Source organism: Crateriforma spongiae, from assembly GCF_012290005.1.
GTDB lineage: Bacteria > Planctomycetota > Planctomycetia > Pirellulales > Pirellulaceae > Crateriforma > Crateriforma spongiae.
In genome coordinates, this window is sequence record NZ_JAAXMS010000004.1 from 706703 (window position 1) to 732847 (window position 26145).

General features: G+C 57.1%; 14 protein-coding genes. 8 read left to right on the forward strand and 6 right to left on the reverse strand.

The genetic code is table 11. The annotated features are described in order from the left end of the window. Positions 1-111: 111 nt before the first annotated feature. Complete coding sequence (locus HFP54_RS13990; protein ID WP_146413598.1) at positions 112-1689, forward strand: arylsulfatase; 1578 nt, start codon at positions 112-114, stop codon at positions 1687-1689. A 173-nt stretch (positions 1690-1862) separates the two neighbouring features. On the opposite strand, the gene HFP54_RS13995 is transcribed toward HFP54_RS13990, so the two are convergent. From HFP54_RS13995 to HFP54_RS14010, 4 genes are all read right to left on the reverse strand, one after another. Further along, a complete protein-coding gene (locus HFP54_RS13995) occupies positions 1863-2813 on the reverse strand; it encodes an alpha/beta fold hydrolase (protein ID WP_206036198.1) in 951 nt (316 codons plus the stop codon). Then, positions 2810-3637, reverse strand: coding sequence for an alpha/beta fold hydrolase (locus tag HFP54_RS14000; RefSeq protein ID WP_168565589.1), 828 nt, complete (start codon positions 3635-3637; stop codon positions 2810-2812). Before HFP54_RS14000 ends, HFP54_RS13995 begins: the two co-directional genes overlap by 4 nt. Before the next feature lies 1 nt (position 3638). Beyond that, positions 3639-7121 (reverse strand): non-ribosomal peptide synthetase, encoded by a 3483-nt coding sequence (locus HFP54_RS14005; protein ID WP_168565590.1) that lies wholly within the window; start codon positions 7119-7121, stop codon positions 3639-3641. Between the two features lie 70 nt (positions 7122-7191). Next, positions 7192-14091, reverse strand: coding sequence for a polyketide synthase (locus tag HFP54_RS14010; RefSeq protein ID WP_168565591.1), 6900 nt, complete (start codon positions 14089-14091; stop codon positions 7192-7194). 952 nt (positions 14092-15043) lie between these two features. On the opposite strand from HFP54_RS14010, the gene HFP54_RS14015 reads away from it, so the two are divergent. The 7 genes from HFP54_RS14015 to HFP54_RS14045 are packed head-to-tail and all read left to right on the forward strand — an operon-like array spanning position 15044 to position 21352. Continuing rightward, on the forward strand, positions 15044-16003 hold the full coding sequence (locus tag HFP54_RS14015) for an AAA family ATPase (RefSeq protein WP_168565592.1): 960 nt from the start codon (positions 15044-15046) through the stop codon (positions 16001-16003). A 26-nt stretch (positions 16004-16029) separates the two neighbouring features. Next, on the forward strand, positions 16030-16962 hold the full coding sequence (locus tag HFP54_RS14020) for a DUF58 domain-containing protein (protein ID WP_168565593.1): 933 nt from the start codon (positions 16030-16032) through the stop codon (positions 16960-16962). Further along, complete coding sequence (locus HFP54_RS14025; RefSeq protein ID WP_146413590.1) at positions 16962-17468, forward strand: DUF4381 domain-containing protein; 507 nt, start codon at positions 16962-16964, stop codon at positions 17466-17468. Before HFP54_RS14020 ends, HFP54_RS14025 begins: the two co-directional genes overlap by 1 nt. A 1-nt stretch (position 17469) precedes the next feature. Then, positions 17470-18507, forward strand: coding sequence for a VWA domain-containing protein (locus HFP54_RS14030; protein ID WP_168565594.1), 1038 nt, complete (start codon positions 17470-17472; stop codon positions 18505-18507). Beyond that, positions 18504-19430, forward strand: a complete 927-nt coding sequence (locus HFP54_RS14035) for a vWA domain-containing protein (protein WP_168565595.1) — start codon at positions 18504-18506, stop codon at positions 19428-19430. Before HFP54_RS14030 ends, HFP54_RS14035 begins: the two co-directional genes overlap by 4 nt. Positions 19431-19433: 3 nt before the next feature. Beyond that, complete coding sequence (locus HFP54_RS14040) at positions 19434-20024, forward strand: tetratricopeptide repeat protein (RefSeq protein WP_168565596.1); 591 nt, start codon at positions 19434-19436, stop codon at positions 20022-20024. Continuing rightward, positions 20021-21352 (forward strand): BatD family protein, encoded by a 1332-nt coding sequence (locus HFP54_RS14045; protein WP_168565597.1) that lies wholly within the window; start codon positions 20021-20023, stop codon positions 21350-21352. The genes HFP54_RS14040 and HFP54_RS14045 overlap by 4 nt, the downstream gene beginning before the upstream one ends. Before the next feature lie 21 nt (positions 21353-21373). On the opposite strand, the gene HFP54_RS14050 is transcribed toward HFP54_RS14045, so the two are convergent. Then, positions 21374-24556 carry an efflux RND transporter permease subunit gene (locus tag HFP54_RS14050; protein WP_168565598.1) on the reverse strand — a complete coding sequence of 1061 codons (3183 nt, stop codon included), beginning with the start codon at positions 24554-24556 and terminating at the stop codon, positions 21374-21376. Next, on the reverse strand, positions 24553-25953 hold the full coding sequence (locus tag HFP54_RS14055) for an efflux RND transporter periplasmic adaptor subunit (protein WP_235951749.1): 1401 nt from the start codon (positions 25951-25953) through the stop codon (positions 24553-24555). Before HFP54_RS14055 ends, HFP54_RS14050 begins: the two co-directional genes overlap by 4 nt. Between the last annotated feature and the right edge of the window lie 192 nt (positions 25954-26145).

Genomic DNA, 26145 nt, shown 5'->3' on the forward strand with positions numbered 1-26145 from the left:
AGCGATTGAACGATCGGGTGGCAGGTTAAATAATCCTGTCCGCGTCGCCCCGATCGAATCGAGGGCATCGATCCGCGGAACGGATCTTCGCAATCTGCTTTTCCTTTGTTCATGAGACACGGCATGAATCGACTTTTTGTATGGGCCGCGATCCTGCTATCGGCGGCAAGCTTTGTTCCTGGTGTTTGCAACGCCGACGACCAGAAACCGAACATTGTCGTCATCTGGGGTGACGACATCGGGGTTCACAACATCAGTGCGTACAACCACGGGATCATGGGCTATCGCACGCCGAACATTGACAGCCTGGCGAAACAGGGTGCGATGTTCACCGATTCCTACGCACAACAAAGCTGCACCGCCGGTCGTGCGTCTTTCATCTTGGGCCAACATCCGTTTCGTACCGGTTTGTTGACGATCGGAATGCCCGGCAGCGATCACGGTATCCCGGACTGGACGCCGACCATCGCCGATTTGTTGAAAGAACAGGGTTACACGACGGGGCAATTCGGTAAAAACCACTTGGGCGATCAAGACAAGCACTTGCCGACCAATCATGGCTTCGATGAATTTTACGGCAACCTGTATCACTTGAACGCCGAAGAAGAACCCGAGACGTACTACTATCCAAAAGATCCGGAATTTCGAAAGAAGTATGGCCCACGCGGCGTGATCCACTCGTTCGCCGACGGCAAGATCGAAGACACCGGACCGCTGACGCAGAAACGGATGGAAACGATCGATGAAGAAGTTCACACCAAGGCGATGGACTTCTTGGAGCGCGGCGTGAAAGCCGAAAAGCCGGTCTTCCTTTGGTACAACTCCACCCGGATGCACGTGTGGACTCACCTGAAAAAGGAATCGCAAGGTCGGACGGGCATTGGACTGTATCCCGACGGAATGGTGGAACACGACGACTATGTCGGAAAAGTGTTGAAGCAGATTGATGATCTGGGCATCGCCGACAACACGATCGTGATCTACAGCACCGACAACGGTGCCGAAACCTTTTCATGGCCGGACGGTGGAATCACGCCGTTTCATGGTGAAAAGGGAACCACTTGGGAAGGCGGATTCCGCGTCCCGCTGTTGGTTCGCTGGCCGGGGACGATCAAACCAGGAACCGTCTATAACGACATCATCAGCCAAGAAGATTGGATGCCGACTCTATTGGCTGCCGCCGGCGAACCGAACGTGGTCGACAAGTTGAAGAGCGGCTACATGGCCAACGGCAAGACGTTTAAGGTCCACCCGGACGGTTACAACTTCATGCCGTACTTCAAGGGCGAAGCCGACGAAGGACCGCGGAAAGAGATCTACTACTTTGGTCAGGGCGGCGAATTGAACGCGATTCGTGTCCAAAACTGGAAAATCCACTTTGCCATTGTGACGGGCAACATTGCAACCGGTATTCGAACGGTTCCTGGTTGGCCACTGATCATCAACCTGAAAGCGGATCCGTACGAAAAGATGTGGAAGGAAGGCGAACTCGGATACTTCCGCTGGTACGCCGACAACATGTGGACCTTCGTGCCCGCCCAGAACTTTATCCAAAAGTTCTTGGACACGATTCCGGATTATCCGTTCCAGGCAGGATCAAGTTTGAATGCAGCGGGTATCAATTACCAAACGTTGAAGGCCAAGGAAGTCTTGGACAAGCTTGAGAAGCTGGACTATCCGCGGAACTAGATTTCCACCGGCAACCGATGGCACTCGTGCCCGTTGACGTATACGACTGAATCTCGCCGCGGCGGTTCCCTTCGGGGCCGCCGCGATTTTGCGGTTGCGAATCACCAACGGTTGACTCGCGGCTTGACTGTTGCAGCGAAATGTCGTTTCGTAAGCGTTGGACGCCCGAAGGTTTACCTGCGGGCGATCGGGAAGCGATCCGCATACCAACGGACAATACGATCGACGACCATCTCGCGGTGGTTCGACAGTCGATACGTGTGTTCGAAATTTCGATAGTATTCGACTTGCAAAGACCGTTGGTCGGGAACCAAGCCGAACATTTCGTTGAACTGTTCGACGTCGAACAGTTCCCCGTAGCCCTCGGTGTAGATGTACAACAGGCTCGCGTGGCGATCCAACATCTGCTGGATCTGCTGTGAAACGACGGCGGCTGACTCGCTGGCTTCGAAAAATTCTTCGGCACCGGGCACGTCTGCAGAAACTGGTTGCATCGCGTGGGGAATCAAGCGACGTTTGATTGCGTTTCTCCAAAATCGGAAACGCATCGCCTTTTGCCAACGTCGGCGTCGCAGATGCTTCCGCGTCGGAAAAGCCAAACCATCCAAAAAGACGGCTCCGGCGACACGGTCATCCTGGCTTGCGACCTTGTGTCCGTTGTACGCGCCGCTGCACAGTCCGATCATCACAAAGCGATCGCACCCCGAGACGTCTGCCATGCGCGTCATCGCATCCTTCGCATCCAGCAAGGCCCTGTTTTCGCCCGGTTTCGGATCCAGCCGAACGGCGCTATCGCCCAGACCTGACAGATCAATCCGCATGCACTCATAGCCTGCGGACGCCAACGCACGAGCCAGATCGACGTGCAGACGAAAGGGACCACTGCGATGCACCACACCGGCGTTCAGAATCAATGCCATCGGTGGTCGCGACGGGTTGTCCGGCCGCCGACGCGTTTGTTGCCCAAGGGACTTGGTTTCCAAGATGGTTTCGCTTTCGAATCCGTCTTGTGTCGCGATCGATTCCGACAAGTCGGTCGGAGCCCAATACGATGTCTCGTGCGGTCGTGTGATCACACCCACGAGGTCATCGTTGCTTCCGAAGCTGCAAACGGTTTCATTCATGTCAGGCATAACTCCCGTTTCGGCGTCAGCATGCCTTTTTGCTCCAACCGCTCGAACAGGTTTTGGATCTGATTGACCAGCGTGCGGGTGGAATGGGGACGCAACCATGCGGTTTCCAAATCACACAGCCGATTCCAAGAGTAGTCTTCTGCGACCGGGACGGTTTTACGCATCGAATTGGTCGGCGTGAGAGCAGGATTCGGATTCGATTGCGATTCGACGACCAAATGAGGAAGTGCCAATGATTCAAACGGTGGCCGCCACTGATCCATTTCCTCAACTAGCGATCTTTGGTACTTCCATGCGATGATCTCCTCATATTCAGATTCATCGACCGTTTGCGTTCTCTCGAACCATAGATCCAACATGGTCGAATGCAGCCGGCGAAGTTCTGTCAGATATCGGCGGCCATGCAAAACGGGTTCCCATGCGATGATCGAGTGGACGTCGTCTCGGGTGGTCGCGACATCGGTGATCAAGCCAGCACCGGCGCGCAGCCCCAACAAAGCCACCGAGTCACAACCGCTGCGTTCTTTGCAGTGATCGATGGCGTTATTGATGTCGCTTCGCCATGCGTCCAGTGAACGCACTTCGCTGGGATTTCCAAAAGAATCGCCGTGGCCGCGAAGATCGAACCGCAGCACATGCATATGTTTGCGAGCCAGTTGCTTTGCCAACAACTTCATCGCCCAATGTGTCCGGATGTACTCATGCCCGATCGGCGGAACGAAAACGATGGCTCGCAACGTCGAATCGGTCTGGGATGGCCGGTGGGTGACCCCTAGAAGTTGCGTTTTGCGGTCACCGAAGAACTCGACTTTCATATCAGTCCCAGAATCCTTTCTGTTCCGCAGCATCCTTCGTGTGTTCTTGCGTTGGTACCGCGGCTTTCCACCTTGATAGAAAACGCGACGCGAACGAGCGTTTCGGCTGCGTGATTTCGATGTCTTGATCCGCAGAACAATCCACACCTGGAACGTCGGGTTGAGAGTCAGGCTGTTTTGCCGAACGTTCGTCCGCTTTGGATTCTGTCGCAGCTTCCAACTTGGACGCCAGCTGACCCAAAGTGTTGACCAGGAAATCTTGTGGGCTGAACTTGAACCCCTTATCGCGTTCCACGGTGGCGATGATTTGCATCACGAGCAATGAATGCCCACCGACATCAAAGAAGATGTCGTCCAATGCCACGTCGGTATGCTCAAGCAGACGCGTGCAAAGTGACATCAGATAAGATTCTGAGTGACTGTGTTCGGTCGCCCGAACATCATGGACGGCGCGTACGTCGGTCAATTCGTCCGGCTTGGGCAACGACTTGTGGTCCACTTTGCCATTATTGGTCAACGGCATTTGCGGCAAGCTGATAAAGTGCTGTGGCACCATGTAGGGCGGAACGAACTGACGCAAGTGTTCGCGTAACCGACTGGTATCGATCGATTGGCCGTCCAAGGCAACGATGTAGGCAACCAAACGTTTATCGCCTGGCTTGTCTTCACGAACGATCACTGCATTCTGGGCGACCAAGGGATGCGACTTCAAATGCGTCTCGATTTCACCCAGCTCGATTCGAAACCCGCGAACCTTCACTTGTTTGTCATTGCGACGGACAAATTCCAACTGTCCATCAAAACGTAGTTTCGCAATGTCGCCGGTCCGGTACAGTCGATCGCTGACGTAGTCGGCAAAAGGGTTGCGATACCGGTTTTCGATAAACTTTTCATCGCTCAGATCGACGCGATTTCGATAGCCACGGGTGACTCCCGCCCCGCCGATATGAAGTTCGCCTTCGCAACCCGGCGGCGTTTCGCGACCTTGTGAATCCAACAGATAGATTTGGGTGTTTCCGATGGGCTTGCCGATCAGGATCGGTGCATTTGCATCGGTGATCCTATAGGCTGCGGACCACACGGTGGTTTCGGTAGGCCCATACATATTCCAAAGTTCGTCACAGTGCCTCAGCAACGGGCCGACGATCTCGCCCGGCATGGGTTCACCACCGCACAAGGCCTTCAAGGTTTTAGGCGGATCGCTTTGACCCACTGTATCAGCCTGACGGTCCAGAGCCTTGTGCGATGACCATCGGGACTGAATCAGCAGACGCCAAGTCGATGGAGTCGCCTGCAGCACCGTGATTGCGTGTCGATCGATTGCGTCCGACAACGCGTTTCCGTCGGCGGCCGAAACACTGTCCAGGATCACCACCTTTCCGCCGGTGACCGTTGGCAGGAATAACTCCAAAACAGAAATGTCAAACGACAGCGTGGTCACCGCCAGCAAAACGTCATCCGGTGTGAACCCGGGTTCCTGTTGCATCGACATCAGGAAATTGACGACCGCACCATGAGGGACCTGCACGCCCTTCGGCTTTCCGGTCGATCCCGAGGTGTAGATGACATAGCACAGGTCATCCGGAGCGACAGCGACGCCCAATGGCTCCGGGCTCTGTTCGGAAATCTGCTGCGTCATTTGATCGAACGCAACCATTGGTTTGTTGAACTGCGCAACGCGATCGATCAGGTGCGATTGGGTGACAATCATCTTCAAGCCCGAATGATCGCACATGTACGCTAAACGGTCGGTCGGGTAGGCCGGATCCAGTGGAACGTACGCCGCGCCCGCTTTCATGATCGCGTACAGATGCACCAGCATTTGTTCGCTTCGTTCGATACAGATGCCGACAAGATCACCGGATTGGACGCCACGATTGCGAAGGACGCGGGCTTGTTGATTGGCCTTCGTTTCCAATTCGCCGTAGGTCAATCGACGTCCTTGAAACTCAGCCGCATCTCGATCCGCAGATTTCTTCGCCTGGGCTTCGAATAACTCGTGCAGCGTCGCAGTGTCGGGCAGGTCTAGCGATGTTTCATTCCAATCCGCAATGACTGTTTGTCGTTGCGGGACACTCATCACCGGGCACAGCCCGATCGGCTGTAACGGCGAATGGATCGCAGCGTCCAAGAATGCTTCGAATCCCTGCAGATAGAAACGCATTGCTTCCGCGGTGAAGAGATCGCGGTTGTACTGAACCTGCATTTCGATGGAATCGTCATTCAGGATCACGCCATTGACGAACCAGTCGAAGTTTTCAAACGCCCTCGGTTCGATTCCGGGCGTGACCGACAGTCCGCTGAAACCGATCTGGTTGGTATCGATCATCGGATCGACGTTGAATGACACGCTGACCATGGGCGGACGACTGGGGTCACGCGGTGGTGCCAGCATGCGGAGCAGGGACCCGAACGACAGTCGTTGATGGTCCAGTGCGTCAAGCATCGCAGTTCGTGTCGTCGTCAAGTGTTCGGCAAACGACAGCGAATCATCCACAGTGATACGCAGCGGCATCGTGTTGACGCAATGACCGATCAGTTCGGGAAGATCCGTGGCAGCCTGACCTGCGGTGGGGATTCCAAGAATCAGGTCATTGGTCCCACAGATCCGTGAAACATAGGCTCCGAAGCCCGCCAACATCGCGCCGAAAAGACTGCATCCCGATTTCGCCGAGACACGCTTTAACTTTGCGATCAAATGCGGGGGTAAGGTGTGATCGTAGCGGGCCGCTGCATACGTGCGCAGCTTTCGACGACGACCTTGTCGTGGAAGATCCAGGCTGGGGATTCCGCCGTGATATGTCTTTTTCCAGAACGATTCATCCGCTTGTCGTTGATCAGAATTTTCGTACTCCTTCATCGCGGATGCGTAATCGCGATAATCCGTCGGTGGCAAGTCTTGCCGCGGCCGAACACCGATTTCCTGATCGTAGTAGGCGCCCAGGTTATGGCAGAAAACGGACAGAGACCAACCGTCCATGACCAAGTGATGCGCAGTGAAGGTCAGCTTGTGATGATCGTTCGAAAACTTCTGCAGCGCGAATCGGATCAACGGTGCTGTCGTCAAGTCAAACGGCTCGCTGCCTTCGTCGCGGATCAATTGGTATGTGAGCCGTTCACGCTGTTCTTGAGATGTCGTCGACCAGTCCAGAAAGCGAATCGACGGCGCGACGGAATCATGAATTCGCACGGTTCTTCCGTCATCGGCGAAGTCGCATCGCAAGGACGCGTGCCTTTCCATGACTCGATTGATCGCGGACCTTAACGCATCCACATCCAATGCGCCATGAAACGTCAGCGAGCTGATTTCGTTGTAGGCACAATTGGCTTCCTCGCTCTGTTGGCTGGCCAACCAGATTTCCAACTGCGCTTCGCTGCACGGGAACCGATCGTTGGTCGCTCGGGACTGGACGACGACGGGAACGGTGCCATGGGACGTAGCGCCGGAAAAGGTGGTCGAGCTCGGAGACGGAAACGTGTCCATGGATTCAGTCGAAGGCAATGGTTGGAAGGTGGTCGAGACCGAAGGATGATTGTTCGTTGTTCACTGAGGGCTAAGACGGCAAACCGACTTGGACGTATTGGCCAGGATTTAGCGTGTCCGCGACGAACCATGCGGGGTTGTTGTTCGTGTCACGACCCAGTTTGGCATTCAAACAAGGCGGAGATGCCGACTGGTCAGTGGGCTGCTGTGCATCGTTGGCGTCGATGGTCTGGGGAACCCCTTGGCCGGGCAGAAATCGGTACTGCTGGCACTCGACGATGGTGTCACGCAACGCCGCAACGAACTGATCGACGTGCTCTGGTCGATGTGCCAGTGTCAGCAAGCAAGGACGGTGGTCCCAAATGTGGATTCCACGTCTTCGCAACCCCGCAAAGAACACTTCGCTGTAAAGCATGTCTTCACGGAACTGGATCTTGAACAACGATCCGAAGTTCGCCAGGAACATCGGTGCGTTCAATTCTTGGAACACGCGATTCGACTTTTCGGCCAGATCGTCGGACAAAGCGTTGATGCGTGCGTACGCGGCAGGTCCGCATTTCTTCAGGTGTGTCAGGATCGCTTTGGACGCCGCAAGGGTCAGCGGGTGGCGGACAAAGGTTCCGGCGAAGTAGGTCATTCCCGCTTCCGGTCGACTGTCGTCCCCGTAACTCCAAAAACCGCCGTCCAGGCCATTCATGTATTCGGATCGACCGGCAACAACACCGATCGGCATGCCGCCGCCGACAATCTTTCCATAGGACGCCAGATCTGCCTTGACTCCAAAATGTTCTTGAGCGCCGCCCAGACCGATCCGAAATCCGGAGATCACTTCGTCAAAGATCAACGCCGTGGGCTGATTCGCCGTCATGCGTTCCAGCGATTTCAAGAAGGCCTGTGGCTGAAGTTCAGGTTTGCGGCTTTGCACCGGCTCGACAAGAACCGCGGCCAAGCGATCCAGATTGTCTTCGATGATCTGTAGCGATTGCTCGGCACCGTATTCCAGGACCAGTGTGTTCGTGACGTAGTCCTTGGGGATTCCGGTCGCCGCAGGAAAACTCTTTTGTTTCTTGCTACCTCGGACAACCACTTCATCCAGGATTCCGTGATAATCGCCGTTGAACATCACGATCAAGTCACGGCCGGTGTAGTTGCGTGCCAAACGCGTGCACCCGAGAACGGCTTCGGACCCCGTGTTGCTGAAGGCCATCCGATCGTGGCCGGTCAATTCACAAAAGATCCTGGCGACTTCACCCGCAAGTGGCGTTTGCGGCCCGATTGAAAAGTCCTTTTGAATCTGGTCGGTGATCGCGTCTACAATCACGTCATGCCCGTGCCCCAAGATGTTGGAGCCGAAACCACAAGTGAAATCGATGTACTCGTTTCCATCGATGTCCCAAAGGTGGACGCCTTTGCTGCGATCCACAACGATCGGATGCGTCATCTCTTTCAAGTTGGGACGGAAACCGGAGACGGTTCGTGGGTCGGCTAGATACCGGCGATGTTCCTGGGCGTAAGACTTGCTGCGTGGCATGATGCTCTGATTCATTGCAATCATGGCATCCAGCGCCTGTTGCTGGTCGGAATCCAGTTCACCGTCTTGCAGTTTGACCGTGTCATAGCGTTTCGCTCGAGGAGCGACATCGCTAACGGTTGTTTCCGTATCGGTCGTTTTCGCCGTATCAGCATCCTGGTGTTTGGATGAAACGTGGTCGGATGATTGCGGCTGGTCGGCTGTCGGTTCTAGCGTGGTGTGCCGTGTTTTCTGGGCGGTAACGGTGGGCAGGGGGTGCGCCGTTGGTGGGACTGGGCGTTGTGCAAAGACGGCCAGTTGTTGCTGCATCAGCTGCATTTGTGCTTGCAGTTGCAACTGCACGATGCTCTCAAGACCGCTTTTGGTATTCGTTTCCGCAACGCTTGGCGACGACGCCATCACTTGGGATTCAACGTTAAGTGGATTGACCGGTAGATCGCCTTCAGCCTCTGATCGAACTTGCATCGGCACGTTGGTGTGAACGCGATTGGCTTCGTCAGCAATGGGCATTTCAGCCGGCGCGGGCGATTGCAAGGGTTCGGGTGACGCACAAGTTTCGGCGGGAAGAGTTTCGTCCAACCATTGGGCAAGCGATCCGACGGTGACGGTTCCTTCCAGCAATTGCCGAAAGTTCACTTCCGTCTCAAATTCCGTGGTCAAAGAAGACGCGGTCTGTGTCAACACCAGTGAATCGAGCCCCATTTCGAAGAAGGTCGTGTCGTCGCTGAATTCACTGACATCGAAGCCAGAGGAGTTTTCGAAGACGTGATGAATACGTTCGATAAGTTGGGGCAATCGATTCATCGTTGCGTGTTGGGCTGGGGGCGTTGTTTGCGTCGACGAGACGGAGGAACGAGTGGCTTCACTGGTCGGGGGCTCTTCCACGGTCGGTGAATCGATGAAGAAACGTTCTCGATCGAAGCTGTACGTGGGAATGGAGACCGGCGCCGACTTCTTTCGTGGCGCACCGCTGCACGACAGTTTTGACCAGTTCACATCGGTCCCGCTGGCCCACAGCCGGGCGATTGCGGTCGTCGTTGCCGACCATTCGGCCTGGTCATCAGCTCGATCAGACAGGGTGGGATAGGCCAGTTGCTGCTTGGGTGACGCGGCGTGCTGCTTTGCCAAACTGGACAGCGTTTTTCGCGGTCCCAGTTCCAACAGGATTCTCGTCGGGTCGCCATCGGCCTCGGACCAGACCCTTTGGATCGCCGATGAAAACCGCACGGGTGCTCGCAGATGATTTGCCCAATATCCCGGGTCCGTCGCTTCGTGATCGGTCATCCATTGTCCGGTCACCGTTGAAAGGATCGGAATGTTCGGCTTTGCAAATTCGAACTGCTCCGCAAATTGCTGGAACGGCTGAACCACCGGATCCATCATGGGAGAATGGAAGGCGTGAGAGGTGTGCAATCGTCGACAAGCGACCGAGTCACCCTCAAGCTTCGTCTGCAATTGGCTGACTTGATCGGTGGGGCCGGCGACGACGCACAGGTTGGGACCGTTGAACGATGCGATGGCCATGTCGCCCCACAGCATCGTTTCAACATCGCTGCCGGGTTTCCGCACGCTCAGCATGCTGCCCCCGGGCAGTTCTTGCATCAGTCGGCCACGCTGGGCGATCAGTTTCAGTCCGACGTCCAACGTGAAGATGCCCGACACACAGGCCGCGGCAAATTCACCGATGGAATGCCCGATCATCGCCGATGGTTCAAAGCCCCACGCCATCCACATCCGCGACAGCGAGACGCCAAGTGAGAACAGTGCCGGTTGAGTGAACCGTGTGTTGCGAAGAATCTCTTCGGAGGCCGCCTCGTCACCATGTGGTGGAAACATGACTTGACGAAGATCACGTCCCAGCAAGGGCAGTAAGATCTCGCTGCACTCATCCAGACAATCACGGAACACCGACGAGTGTTCGTAAAGATCCTGACCCATCCGGACATACTGCGCCCCTTGGCCCGGGTACATGAACACGAGGTCGCGTGGTCGGGGGGAAGCATGACTGCGAATGAAGTTTTGCGGCAACCTTTCGTTTAACTTGCGTTGGGCTTCTTCGGCGGACCTTGCGACGACCGCGGCGCGGTGACGGAAATGCTGACGTCGGTCCTGTAGAGTCGCGGCGATATCGCTTAGGTCATCGTCACGATTGGATTGCTGCAGATAGGCGTCCAGTTCCCCAACGTTGCCATCCAGTGAGCGTTCCGTTTTGGCCGAAATCGGCAGGATGCTGAACGGCAGTTCGTGTCCGGTCCGGTGATCACCACTCACCGCAGTTGCCGATGCATCTTCCAGCACAACGTGGGCGTTGGTGCCGCCGACGCCGAAGGAACTGACACCGGCGCGGCGAGGAACATCGGACGATGGCCAAGGCGTCGGCCGGTCGCAAACGTAAAAAGGACTATTGGAAAACGGAATTTGCGGGTTGGGTTTGCGATAGTTGATGGTCGCGGGGATCGTTTGGTGATGCATCGACATCGCGACTTTGATCAGGCCGGCGACGCCCGCGGCGGATACGGTGTGTCCGATATTCGATTTGACACTTCCGATGGCACAGAACGGCTTCCCGGATGATGACGGGCCGAACGCCTTGGACAATGCTGATACTTCGATCGGGTCGCCAAGCGGCGTTGCTGTTCCGTGGGCTTCGATATAGGAGATCGATTCCGGGGCGAATCCCGCCATCCGATGGGCGGCGGTGATCGCGTTTGCTTGGCCTTGCAGACTGGGGGCCGAAAAACTTGCTTTCTGGCCGCCGTCATTGTTGATCCCATAGCCCTTGATCACCGCATAGACACGGTCACTGTCATTGATGGCGTCCCGCAGACGTTTCAATACCACCACGCCGGCGCCATCGCTGAACAACGTCCCGGTCGCATCCGCATCGAAGGGGCGACAGTGTCCGTCTTTCGAAAAGATGCTGCCGTCTTGGTGAAGGTGTCCCTGGTTTTGTGGGAATGTGATCGACACACCGCCGGCCAGTGCGACATCGCAATCGCCCAGTCGAAGCGACTGACACGCCTGGATCACCGCGACCAGCGATGTGGAGCAAGCCGTGTTCACGTTGACCGCTGGGCCACGAAGATCCAGTGCGTGGGCAACTCGCGTCGCGATGTAGTCCTTTTCGTTGTGAATGCCGAGTTTGAAATCGTCGACCTCACGAACGACTCGCGGATGGGTCAGCAAGTTCTTGGTCAGATAGGTCGTCGCATAGGTTCCGGCCCAGATTCCGATGCGGTTTTGGGTCTTTCCGGGGATGGCACCGGCGTCTTCCAGTGCCGTCCACGCAAGTTCCATCATGATCCGCTGTTGGGGATCAGTCAGTTCCGCATCACGCGGCGTCATGCCAAAGAATTTGCGGTCGAATTGATCGGCATCGTCAACAACGCCACGAGCGGCAACGTAGCCAGGATGCGAGGTGACGCTTTCCTTCAAACCGGCGTCCAGTTCACTTGGCTGAAAGAAGCGAATCGATTCACGACCTTCGATCAGGTTGCTCCAAAACTGCTGCAGATTCGCTGCGCCCGGCATTCGGGCTGCCATTCCGACGATCGCGTAAGCGTCCCTGTCGATTGAATTCGAATCGGTAATTCTAGAATCGGGCTTGGAATTCGTTCGATTGGTAATTTCTTGTTTGGTGTCGGCAAAAGTGACCAGCGATGCGATGGTGGGATGATCGAAGAATTCAGCGGGCGTGATGTTCAGTCCGATCTCCTCATCCGCTCGAGCGATCATCGCAACGGCACGCAGCGAACTGCCGCCCAGGTGCAAGAAGTTGTCTTCGATTCCGACGCGGTCAATCTGAAGCAGTTCGCACCAAATCTTCGCAAGCTGCTTTTCGACTTCGGTTTTCGGTGCGACATAGTCGGTGCCGACGTCGGGGCGATCCGATGGAGGCAATGGGAACTGGTCACGGTCCAGTTTGCCTGACGGGGTTTGAGGAAACTGATCGATTTCAACAAACCGCTGGGGGATCATGTACGCCGGCAATCGTTGCTCCAGCATTTGCCGCATCTGCGAAAGATCAGCAGCACCAGGGTTGGACGCGATGACGTATCCGACCAAGCGTTTCTCGCCCGGGATGTCCTCTCGCAGAACCGTGGCCGCTTGAACCACGTTGGGGTGATTCAGCATCGCGGCGTCGATTTCACCGAGTTCGATTCGGTGACCATCCAACTTGATTTGGCTGTCCATGCGGCCGAGGTGATCGATACGGCCGTCGTCGGTCAGTCTGGCCAAGTCGCCCGTGCGATAAACACGATGACCCTTCCAATCGGTGAATCGCTGTTGATTCAGTTCGGGCCGATTCCGGTAACCCAACGTCACGCCCTCGCCGGCGATCAGCAGTTCACCGGGACCGCCGGGCGGGCAAAGTGAATCGTTGGAGTCGACGATGAATATCTGGGTATTGGCGATAGGTCGACCGATCAGGATTCGACTCTGCTCGCGCTCGATTTGCTGGCCGGTCGAATAGACCGTGGTTTCGGTCGGACCGTATAGATTCCAAAGTTCGGTGCAATGGTCCAGCAGTTTCATCGCCAGGTCATGCGTCAACGGTTCGCCAGCGGAGACGAACCGCATGTCGGCACGATTCGGCAATCCGCCGGACAGCAAAATCCGCCACATCGCGGGCGTCGCTTGCATGAAATTGACGGCGTAACGATCGATCGCCGCACTCAGCGCATTCGCGTCCTTGGCGGTTTGTCGATCCACAACGACCAAGCTGCCACCGGCCAACAGCGGCAGAAACATTTCAACGACGCTGATATCGAAAGACAGGGTCGTGGTCGCCAGTAAGCGGTCTTGTTCGGCGAATCCAGGCGATTCCAACATGCTGGATAACAGATTCAGCATGGCTTGATGTTGAACCATCACGCCTTTGGGTTTCCCGGTCGAACCCGATGTGTAGATGACGTAGGCCACATCCGATTCCAAATCGATGTCGCCAGCCGCGGGAAGCTTCGGAACGGTGTGATTGTCTGAATCGTTCGCTAACGCCGACCAGTCGTCGACGACGGTGGTTTCCACGTCGAACGATCCGATCAACGTCGCTTGTTGACGATGCGAAACGATGTGGCCCAGGCCGCTGTCTTCGACCATCAGCTGTAGACGATCGGGCGGATATTCGGGATCAAGCGGGACGTAGCCCGCGCCGGACTTCAAGATGCCTAGCAACAGCGCAGGGGTGTCAACGTCACGGTTGCTGCAAAGTCCGACCAAGTCACCGAGGCCGACACCGTGTCGCCGAAGGTGAACGGCCAGTTGATCGCTCTTGGCCTTCAGTTGGCGATACGTTTGCGTATCATCACCGGACAGAACAGCGATCGTGTCGGGGCGACGTTCGCATACCTGATCGATCAGCGCGTGAACGGGAAGTTGAGGAAGGTCGCGAACCGTCGGTGCGTTGATGCGTTGATAGTACTCAGCAGCGTCAATCATGCGTGATCATCGTCGGCAGATATCGGCGAAGGCTCTTGCCGGAGCGGGGTCCGGGAATGCTCCGTCTGAAAGCTACGTCGGAATCACTTCCGGGTGACGAACGCAGCGCTGCCGAGCAGGAATCTCGTTTGAAGCGAAGAATGCACGATCGATTATTCGCGATGTTTCAATCGCGCAGATAGCGCGGGTTCAAACGGTCGGATGCAGCATGACTATCACGAACGTTTCAAGATCGGCTGCCGGATGACGCGTCTGGTCCCTTCTGATCGGTTTCCGTCGTTCTTCAACCAGAAGTACTTCGCGGCGATCCTTCCTGATCCTTCCTGATCCTTCTCTGTGCCTTTGTGCCTCTGTGAGAGACTTCTGTCTGGGACGGATATGGGGTTTCTCACGGAGGCACCAAGACACGGAGGTTTGGGGCGAGTGAGGTTCGCGATGAGGGCTTTTGGGAATTGATTGCCGAGGGTGCGGGAGTGGGGGATTGGCTGTTCGAGTTCGTCGTCCTACGTCCACCGATAATCTACTTTCACCGCGATCCTTCCTGGCCTTCCTCTCTGTGCCTTCGTGCCTCTGTGAGAGACTTCTGTCTGGGACGGATATGGGGTTTCTCACGGAGGCACCAAGACACGGAGATTTGGCGCGAATTCGTTAACACGACGCGTCGCTCTGATGACCCTGGTCGAAGCCAACACGCTCCAATGGATCGACAACGGACCCCAATAGAATCGGATTCAGCACGGTACGATCGGCATGGGTGACAGCTCGCACATGCTGTCCAGTTGCACGATGAAAGGTGCTGCAAGGATGGGTGAACGTCATCGGTGCTTGGACGATCCTGGTAGTTCTGCGTTCCCGCCTGTCGCCCAAGTCGGGCGTGGCGTGATAAGATCGACATCTGTTTTCGGCATCGTGATTTTGGCCGAACGTCTTAAATCTGAAGGAATCCGGACTGATGACGCCGCGTGAGGCTTTCGCCGACATTTTTGACGCCATGAATGCGGCCGTGATCGGCCAAGAGGAAGTGGTCCGGCGCATTTTGATCGCCATCTTGGCCGATGGTCACGTCTTGATGGAAGGTTTCCCCGGAACCGCGAAAACGCGATCGGTCAAAACGTTGTCCAAGTTGGTCGACAGCGAATTTGGGCGAATCCAATTCACGCCTGACCTGTTGCCTTCGGACGTCACCGGGGCAGAGATCTATCGTGAACAGACCGGTGAGTTCGTTTTTCAGAATGGTCCGATCTTTGGCAACCTGATTCTGGCGGACGAGATCAATCGGGCTCCGGCAAAGGTCCAGGCGGCATTGTTGGAAGCGATGGAAGAACGACAGGTCACGGTGGCGTCGCAAACGCATCACTTGCCAGAACTGTTCATGGTCCTGGCAACGCAGAACCCGATCGAACAAGAGGGCACGTACCCGTTGCCCGAAGCCCAGATGGACCGGTTTTTGCTGTATGTGCGGGTGGATTATCCGCAGGGTGAAGATGAAACAGCGATCTTGCGATTGGTACGTGGTGAGAAATCTGGTGACGGAAAAACGCCGCCGGCGCCGATTTCCCAAGACGTGGTGTTCGCCGCCCGCAAAGAGGTTAATGCGGTGGCGGTGGCGGAGCCGGCCGAAAAGTACATCGTCGATCTTGTCATGGCGACACGCCAACCGCAACGATTCGAAGGAGACTTGCCACGCTGGATCCGCTTGGGTTCCAGTCCGCGTGGAACCATCGCATTGGACGCGGCGGCTCGGGCGCACGCTTGGCTGGCGGGACAAGATTTTGTATCGCCCGACGACGTTCGCGCGGTGGCACCGGCTTGTCTGGCACACCGGGTTCATTTGACCTATGAAGCGGAAGCCGCCGGCGTGACGCGTCCTCAGGTCATCGAGGCTCTGCTGAAACAAGTCGTCGCGGTTTAATCGTCCGGGGGCAAGCAAAGGCGACCATGGTGAACGATGCGCGAATCACCATCAGTTTGGGCGAACTGATGCAGCTGAAAGCCGATGCCCGTGGGTTCACGTTTTCCCAGACGCAGCCGGCCGGGTCCTTGCTGGCGGGCCGTCATTCGTCACGGATTCGTGGGCGCGGTTTGGCTTTCGAAGAACTGCGGCACTATCAACAAGGCGACGACATTCGGCTGATCGATTGGAAAGCGACGGCGCGGATGCGTTCGGCACAGGTCCGTGTGTACACCGAGGAACGCGAGCGGCCGACGTTGGTGTTGGTGGACCAGCGGCGACCGATGTTCTTTGGAAGCCGGCGAACGGTGAAATCCGTTGTGGCCGCGGAGATGGCGGCGTTGGCGTCGTGGAAGTCGCTTGACAGTGGCGATCGCGTTGGCGGACTGGTGTTCAACGAAGATCAGATCGTCGAAGTGCGTCCGCATCGCAGCCAATCACGGTTGTTCCAGTTGTTTGGCGAAGTGGTTTCGATGAACCAGCGGCTTGCCGACGAAGGCGATGAAGCGGCGGAGACCGCGGATCAGGTTTCCATCAATGATGTGCTGCGAAAGGCATGTCAGTTAGCGAAACATGATCACCTGGTATTCTTGATCAGTGATCTGGACGGTGCGGACGACCAGACGCGCAGGCTGGCGACCGAGTTGGCTTCGCATAACGATGTTATTGTCATCGCCGTCTATGATCCGCTGGGAATTCGGCTGACGGGTGCACCGGGCATGCTGGCCAGTGATCGCGGCAAGGTCTGGCGGATCCCCGAAGGCCAACGGTTTCACGACGATTTCCGCGAAGCGTTTCAACGTTTGTTGGATCATTGGCGTGACGTTTTCCGATCGCTGCGGATCCCGATCGTTCCGATTTGCACCGCCGATGATGTTGCCGGCCAAGTGCGGGCGATGTTCGGCAGCCGGGGGTACTGATGAACGATGCGTCCACCAGTCTGGATCGTATGCACGACATCGTGCAGCCGGCCGATGTGTCTTGGTGGCCACCGGCGCCGGGATGGTACGTCGTCATGGCCATGATTTTGGCGATCATGATTTGGGTGATGTTTCGATGGTGGCAACGGTATCAAGCCGACGCGTATCGACGATCCGCATTGGCGGAACTGAATCATGCGTCAACGGTTGCGGATGTTTCCGCCGTGCTGCGTCGTGCCGCGTTGGCGGTGAATGATCGAACATTGATCGCGGGGCTGTCGGGGACCAACTGGGCACAGTGGCTGGCCGATTCGGCCCCGGTTGCGATGCCCGATGTGGTTCGGGTCGCGTTGACACAGGGAATCTATGATGGGGGTTCCGGATCGGACGATGCGTTGGCGGCGTCGGTGCACTATGCGAAAGATTGGGTCCGTCGGCATACCGCGATGACTTCCGCTTCCGCGACGAAGCATCCCAGGGTGACTTCATCGGACGGAGGACGCTGACATGTTGTCATGGATGTATCCGTGGGTGTTTTTGCTGTGGCCGCTTCCGTGGTTGGTCCGCTGGCTTTTTCCTCCGGTGAAAACGGTGGTGACGACCGTAAAGGTTCCGTTCGGCCGGCGATTGCAGGAAGCCAACGCATCGACATCCGCCGGTTCGGTCGACACTTGGGGATGGCCGCGTTGGTTGGTCGCGGTTTCGGTTTGGACGCTGATGCTGGCCGCCACGGCACGTCCGCAGTGGATCTTGCCACCGATCCAGAAAGAGCTTCCGGTGCGTGATCTCTTACTGTTGGTCGATTTATCGGGATCGATGCAGCAGGAAGACTTTGTCAATGCGGCCGGCAAAAAGGTGGATCGTTTATCGGCGGTCAAGGAAGTCTTGGGCGATTTTCTGATGCGACGCAAAGGTGACCGCGTTGGATTGGTGGTCTTTGGTGACGCAGCCTATCTTCAGGCACCGTTCAGCACCGACTTGGAACTGTCGCGAAAGTTGCTGGACGAGTGTCAAGTCGGCATGGCGGGGCCACGTACGGCGCTGGGCGATGCGATCGGGCTAGGCGTTCACTTGTTCGACGACAGCGACGCGCCGGCTAAGACCATGATTGCGTTGACCGACGGGAACGACACCAAAAGCCGGGTGCCGCCTGTCGAAGCGGCTCGAGTGGCGAAGCAGCGCGACATCAAAATCTACACCGTTGCGATCGGTGATCCGACGACGGTGGGTGAAGACAAGCTGGACGAGCAGGCACTGCGTGACGTCGCATCGGCAACAGGTGGTGACTACTTCTTTGCCGCCGACCGAAAGAATTTGGAATCCATTTATGACAAGCTGGATCAGATCGAAGTCCGCAAGGTCCGCACGGTCAGCCACAAACCCCGTGTTGATGTCTATTTCGCTGCGGTGGCGGTCGTCTTGCTGATCTTGTTGATCGATCGATTGGTTCGGGCGATGGCCGCGGCGCGACAGACGGCGCTGAAACAGGATGCACCGAAAGTTCGTGTCGATGCGATGACCGGCAAATTGGAGGTCACCCGATGATTGCGGCTTGGACCGATTTTCATTTCATTCGACCCTGGGCGTTGCTAGCCATACCTTTGGCACTGGCCATCGGTTGGTATTTCCACCGGTCGGCCGATCCGTTGCGGGGGTGGCGGCAACAGATGGATCGTGGGTTGTTGGATGCTTTGACCCAGAACCAACACGACGTCGCATCTTGGCGACGCTACCAATGGCTTGTGATCGCAATCGTCGCTTCGCTGGCGGTTGCCGGACCCACTTGGCAACGCATGGCGAATCCGTTTGCCAAGGACGCACCGCCGGTGGTGATCCTGCTATCAGCCAGCGACAGCATGGCAGCGATCGATGTGTCGCCCAACCCGCTGGACCGTGCGAAGATCAAAATCGACGATTTGGCCGATCGCCGTGCCGGTGAACCGCTGGGGCTGATCGCCTATGCCGGTTCGGCCCATGTCGTCTTGCCACCGACCGAAGACACGGCGGTGGTTGCCGATATGGCTGCGGAGGTGTCGCCGGACATCATGCCGGTGCCAGGGAATCGCTTGGATTTGGCGATTCCAGCCGCCGTGGAATTGCTGAAGGCTTTTGACGGTGCGGGATCGCTGCTTGTGGTTGCCGATCGAATCGACGCTGACCCCAAAACCGTTGCCGAATCGCACCAGAAAGCGGGCCGGCCGCTGATCCAGTTTCTGGCGATGTCACCGCCGGGAACCGATGCCGATCGGTCGATCAAGGACGTCGCCGAAGCGTTGAGGGCGACGGTGCAGGTGGATTCGGTTGATGATTCAGACATCGATGCGGTGATCGCACAAGCCAACCGACGATCGGCTGGGACAGCCGGTGGCCAGACCGAACGTTGGGAAGAATTCGGATACTGGTTGACGCCATTGATCACGTTGATGGTGGCTTTGGGATTTCGTCGTCAACAAGCGGCGGGGCGGTGAATCATGGCTCGATGGACATTGATGGTTTTGACGGGGATGCTTGGGGCGTCTTGGTTCTTGACCCCGGATCAGCAGGGCCAACGATTGATGAACGCCGAACAGTTTTCGGCGGCTGCGGAAACCTTTGACGATCCCATGCGTTCGGGCGTCGCTTGGTACCGTGCCGGTGAATTCGAGAATGCGGTTCAATCGTTCGCGCGAGTCCGTTCGCCTGAATCCGCCTACAACCGTGGCAATGCTTGGATGCTGTTGGGCAAGTACGACAAGGCAATTGCGTCTTATCAGGAAGCGATCGAACAACGCCCGGATTGGAAAGAAGCCAAAGACAACTTGAAGATCGCCGAAGCACGCCAAAAAATGACCGATGCACCCGGCGGTGACATGGGCGACCAGCGTTTGGGAGCGGACAAGATTGTCTTTGACAAAAAGAAATCGAATCAGGGCCAAGACACCGAAGTGGCAGGCAGCCGTGCGACCACCGACGCAAACGTGCAAGCCATCTGGTTGCGACAGGTGCAGACACAGCCGGCGGATTTCTTGAAATCCAAGTTCGCTTATCAGCAGGCGTCACGATCGGAGGAACCATCACCGTGATTGCCATTCGTGTCGCTCTTGTTCGCCGTTGGCCCGGGTTCATTGCTTTCGCCGCACTGGCCGTGATGGCCAGACCGTGCTTTTCACAAGACTCGGATGCGAGAGGCGAATCCGAGTCGGTGGTCGTTCACGTGCAGACCGATGCACCGGAGCCGAAAGCATGGGTCGGTCAACGGCTGCCATTCTTTGTGAAGCTGAAGGCACCGGGGCCGTTCGTCGGCGCGGCCGGATTTTCGGTCCCCAGCATTCCGCGTGCGTTGATCGTCAAAGTGGGCACACCGGTGGTGTCATCGGAAACCGGAGACGACGACCAGGACTGGACGGTCCAGACCCATGAGTTCGCTTTGTTTTCCCAGGCAACAGGGACCGTATCGATTCCCGACATCCAGGTGCGATTCAGTTGCCGAAGCGGCTACACCGGACCGGTCAGCGATCATGTCGAAACATCGCCGGGGATCGACGTCCAGATTCAGACGCCGGACAATTACGACCCCGATGTCTTCGTCGTTTCCACCCATCGGTTGGAAGTCAATCAATCCTGGGAACCACCGCCGGGCGACATTCGACAAGGCGATCTGATTCGTCGAACGATTCAACAGAGTGCCGATGACGTCGCTGCGATGGCCTTGGCACCGCCGATCTTGACCGCCCCGGATAACGTTCGCGTGTACCCGGACGATCCAGCAGTGGACGATGACATGCAGCGCGGCGCCTTCACCGGCCGTCGCACCGATGTGATCACTTATGTGCCACGCGAAAGCGGCACGGTCACGTTTCCTGCGGCCAAGTACGTTTGGTGGGACCCGACAAAGAATCAGTACGACTGGACGACTTTACCGGCGGTCACCTACAACGTCGCAGCCGTCGCGAGTGCCACGACCGGTGGCGACGCTGTCAGCGATGAATCGTCCGGCGGTGCGTTCCCACGTTGGTGGGCCTTGGGCCTGATGATCGCGGTGGTCTTGCTTGGCTGCATCGCCGTATTGAAGCGACGGACACTGAAAAGCCGCCTGCAACAGTTTTGGTCACGGCTGTATCCGCCGGATCGCGTGGCGGTCGGACGCCTGCGGCGTGCCTGCCGCAACAACGATCCGGTGGCCGCCGAAGCCGCCTGGCAGCAATGGCAAAACAGTCTGCCTGGTCCGCCGACTTTCACACCCGCATTGCAATCGGCGGTGACCGACCTGCATCGTCATCGTTATGGAAACGGTGACGATGCGACATGGGATGGTACCCAACTTAGCCGCTCGGTGACCGAATACTTGGCCGCAACCAAAGACGACGCCGAAGGCTCGGTTGATGCGTTGCCACCGCTGAATCCGGTCTAGGTGCGGCGTTCATGGGGCGGACTAAGCTGCCTTCGAAAGCGGGATTTCTTCTTCAGCGGCAACGGGCTTTCGTGCAAACCGCCGCAGCACCACATAGAACACCGGCGTCAGAAACAATCCAAAGATTGTCACGCCCAGCATGCCGCTGAAGACGGCCGTGCCCAGGACACGCCGCATCTCAAAACCGGCACCGGTGGCGATCAACAGCGGGATCACCCCCAAGATGAACGAGAATGCCGTCATCAGGATAGGACGCAACCGCATACGACACGCATCCACCGCGGCTTGGAAACGGTCTTTGCCGGCGTCTTCTTCCGCCTTGGCAAACTCCACAATCAGAATCGCATTCTTACAGGCCAGTCCGACCAGAACGATGAAGCCAATCTGGGTCAAGATGTTGTTGTCCATCCCTCGCATCCAGATACCGATCACTGCGAACAGCAAGCACAACGGTACGATCAGGATGATGGCCAAGGGCAATAGCCAACTCTCGTATTGAGCGGCCAGTGTCAGGAAGACGAACAGCACCGCCAACGGGAACAGATAGACGATCGTGTTTCCGGCCTGCTTTTCCTGGTATGCAATTTCCGTCCACGCATAACCGAATCCGGGCGGCAGCTTTGCTTCGGCGATGTCTTCCATCGCGGTCAACGCTTGTCCGGTGCTAAAACCAGGCACGGTCACACCGTTGATGTCGGCTGCGGGGAACAGATTGAATCGGACCAAACGGTCGGGGCCCACCACGCGTTCGACTTCGACGACCGAGCCCAGCGAAACCGTCGCGCCCCGTGCGCTTCGGGTGCGCAGCCGCAAGATGTCGGCCGGATCGTCGCGGAATTCTGGTTCGGCTTGTGCCGTCACACGATAGGTTCGCCCCAGGATATTGAAGTCGTTGATGTACGACGATCCCAAGTAGACCTGCAATGCTTCGAAAACGTTGTCGATCGGGATGTCCAGCATCTGAGCTTTGGTACGATCGACTTCGGCGCGGATTTGCGGAACGCCCAAGCGATAGTTTGAAAACACCTGCAGCAAGCCCGGATGCACATTGGCGTCGGCCACCATGGATTGATTGACCTGCTCCAGCGCTTCCAAACCCGCGCCGCTTTGGTCTTGTATGTACATCTTGAATCCACCGCCACGACCGATCCCACGGACCGGGGGCGGAGGAATGATGTAGATCATTGCCTCATTGATCGACGCAACCGCCTTCCGCATGTCTGTAGCGATCGCTTCGGCAGTGCGGCCACGCTCGGCTCTTTCCTTTGAATCCTTCAACGGCAGGAACGTTACCGCGGCATTAGGGCTGATGGTGAAGGTTGATCCGTTCAGCCCAACGATACCAACCGCGTGGGCAACACCGTCGATGCCTTTGCCGATCTCCGCGACCTGCTGTGTGATCTTGTCCGTCCGCGCCAGCGACGCGCCGTCGGGCAGGTTGATGCTGACGATCAGATAACCTTGGTCCTGTTGCGGGATGAACCCGGACGGCACCAGAGAGAAACTGTAGCCGGTTGCAATCAAAAGGCCGCCGTACAAAACCAGCGAAACGAAAGCGGTGCGGACCAGACGCGAAACAATGGCTGCATATGCATTGCTGGCCACATCAAAGGTCGCGTTGAACCAGCGAGCCGGAGCCGAAACCACCGCCGAAAACCAGCGGCCGATTCGAGTCTTTCGCGGTCGCGGGGATTCTGCCTTGGGCTTCAACAACAACGCACACAGCGCCGGCGTCAATGTCAGCGAAACGAACGTGGAGATGGCCGTGCTGATGGAAATCGTCAAAGCGAACTGCTGATAAAACTGGCCGCTGATGCTGGGGATGAAGATGGTCGGCACGAACACTGCGATCAACACCAGCGTTGTCGCAATCAACGCGGAACCCACCTCGTCCATCGCACGGTGGGCCGCTTCACGAGGCGACATGCCTTCGCGGATCAGACGTTCGACGTTCTCCACCACCACGATCGCATCGTCGACGACGATTCCGATGGCCAGCACCAAGCCAAACAATGACAGCGTGTTCAGCGTGACGCCCAACACCTGCATGGCGGCGAACGTGCCGACCAGTGAAATCGGGATCGCGACGACCGGAATGATCGTCGGGCGAAAATGGTGCAGGAACACAAAGACCGTCAACACCACCAGGATCGTGGTGATGAATAGTGTTTGAAAGACTTCGCTGATCGAATCTTCGACATATTGGGTCGGGTTGTACGCGACACGGTATTCCACGCCCTCGGGAAAGTCTTTGCTAAGACCATCCATCGTCTTCAGGACTTCCGCCGCCGTGTCGACGGCGTTGGTGCCGGGTCGCTGATAGACCAACACCGCGATCGCCGGCTTTCCGTCCAAGTAGCTCAGTCGCGAATAGTCTTGGGCCCCCAATTCGATCCTGGCGACATCGCTCAGACGAGTCACACGACCGTCTTCGCCTCGCTTGACGATGATCTTGCCGAATTCATCGGTGTCTTTCAAACGACCCTGGGTCGTCACATTCAACTGAAACGCGCCCGTTCCGTCGGTCGGCGGTTGGCCGATCACGCCCGCGGCGACTTGGACGTTCTGTTGCCGAATCGCATCCAACACGTCGCCGGCGGTCAGGTCGACGTGAGTCATCTTTTCGATGTCCAGCCACACCCGCATCGCATATTCATTGCCGCCGGCAATTCGAATGTCACCGACACCGTCCAAACGCATCAACGCATCGCGAACCCGCAAGAACGCAAAGTTGCTGATGTACAGGTTGTCGCGACTTTCATCCGGCGACGTCAGGTGGACGACCATCAGCATGTCGGGGATCTGTTTCCGCGTCGTCACGCCGATTTGGCGCACCGTTTCCGGCAAACGTGCTTCGGCGATCGCCACGCGGTTTTGTACTAGCACCTGCGCGTCGTCCAAGTCGGTACCCAACTTGAACGTGACGGTCAGTTGCATGGTTCCATCGGCGCTGGACGACGATTCCATGTACAGCATGTCGTCGACGCCGTTCATCTCCTGCTCGATCGGAGTGGCGACCGTGTTGGCGATGACTTCCGGCGTGGCCCCCGGATAGCTGGCGCGGACGACGATGGTCGGCGGTGCGACGTCGGGATACTGCGAAACCGGCAGCGAGAAATACGTGATGCCGCCGACCAACAGAATCAGAAACGAAAGCACCGACGCAAAAATCGGCCGATCGATGAAGAAGTGGGGAAACTTCATTTGGAAACACCCCCGTACATCGCCAAGCCTTCACCCGTTTGGGCATCTTGCGGCAAGGGAGTCGGTTCGGGCGAAATCCACTGATCGGGCGTAAGCGGATCGCTCTTATCTGGCAGTCCGTCGTCGACCACCATGATTTCTCCATCCTTGACGGCGACATCCATATCGGGCCGAACCATCAGCAGTCCTTGGATGACCAAAGCTTCGTCGCCTTGCAAGCCTTCGCGAACGACACGCAAACCATCCGCGATCGGGCCGGTGTCGATCGGTCGCCGTTCGATCTTCCCATCGACCACGACGTACACGAATTGGCTGGACTGGTCCGTACCGATTGCGGAATCGGGGATCAGGATCGCCTTGTACGATGCACTGCCGGGAATACGCACACGTGCGAACATGCCGGGAACCAGCGTCCCGGATTCATTGCGAAAAATGCTGCGGGCACGAAGCGTTGCCGTGTCGGTATCAAAGCGGTTGTCGACAAAGTCCATATGGCCTCGGTGCGGAAACCCCTTTTCATCGATCAAGCTAAGGTAGGCTGGGTTCTTCGCGACACGTGAACTTTCACGTCGACCTTGTTGGGCCAAGCGAACATACTTCAACACATCTTGCTCGTGCACATCGAAGGTGCAGTGGATCGGGTCCACCGACGTGATCGTGGTCAGCAACGTGGATGTCGAAGTTCCGCCACTGACCAAGTTGCCTTCGGTCACCAATTCGCTACTGATCCGCCCGGTGACCGGTGCATGGATCTGGGTGTACCCGAGATTCAACCGAGCCGTTTCCAGTTCTGCCTTGGCGGATTCCATCGACGCCGTGGCAGTGGCGATCGCAGCCTCGGCCGAACTGATTCCCGCTTCGCTGCCCTGGACATCGGCTTCGGCCTGCAGAAATTCGGCCTCACGCTGGTCGACTTCTTCCTGTGAAACCGCGTTCTGTCTCTTTAGACTGCGGGCGCGATCGACCCGTGCGGATGCCAATGACAATTGTGCATCCGATTGGCGTTTCAGTGCTTGGGCTTCTTTCAGTCGCGCTTTCGCCTGTTGCAGCTGTGATTCCGATTCCTGTAACGCCGCCCTGGCGCGACTCAGTTCGGCCTTGAAAGGTCTGGGGTCGATGACGAACAGCAAGTCGCCCTTGTTGACGATTTGCCCTTCGTCGAAGTGGATCGATTCCAAGTAGCCACCGACACGGGCGCGGATCTCCACAAAATCGGTGGCTTCCAGGCGGCCGGTGTATGCGTCCCATTCGACAATCGGTCGAACAACCGGCTTGGCCACGGTCACCGTCGGAGGGGGCATCTCACCCGCCGTCTGTTGCTCGGGCTTGCACCCGAGTGACGCCATCATCGTGATGCCCAGCGACAGGGCCAGCATTCCAGCGAAGGTAGATTTCATGATGTTTGAATTCAAAACACGATTCTCGCGTTGAACTTGCATAGCGTGGGACCGGATTCCGGTATCAATCACAGGCGACCAAAATGTCGCAGGCTAGGTTCGGTGAAATAGAGTTGCCGACCGTGAATCCGCCAAAATGGGCGGTCAGACAAAGGTCCACCCCACTTGTGGCGGAAGGCATCCCCGTAAAGA